This window comes from Undibacterium sp. 5I2, from assembly GCF_035019605.1.
Classification (GTDB): domain Bacteria; phylum Pseudomonadota; class Gammaproteobacteria; order Burkholderiales; family Burkholderiaceae_D; genus Undibacterium.
On the sequence record NZ_JASJVS010000172.1, the window covers coordinates 1 to 320 of the forward strand.

The window sequence follows — 320 nt, forward strand, 5'->3', positions numbered from 1 at the left end:
TCGATACCTCTCAGTAAGTACGGGTAAATCTTGTTCTGCGGATGCGCTTTACTGGTGTTGGGGCCTGGGGCCATACCTGCCAATCCCAGTTGCTGCATCAGCCTCTGTACGCGCTTGCGGTTCACTGCATGGCCACAGTCTCGCAAGTAATGCGTCATGCGTCGCGTGCCGTAAAATGGATGTCTGGTGTATTCCTCGTCAAGCAATTGCAACAGCAAACTATCAAACGGATTGATCTCTTCTTGCAAGCGCTTTTTCTTGTCGTACACGACCGAGCGCGTGACTGAAACGAGACGGCATTGTGTGGCGATTGAAAGGGC

At 52.2% G+C, this 320-nt stretch carries 1 protein-coding gene; it reads right to left on the bottom strand.

What is annotated here, in order from left to right:
* On the bottom strand, nt 1–320 hold a 320-nt coding region (locus tag QN359_RS19860; RefSeq protein WP_323493440.1), incomplete at both ends, for an IS3 family transposase.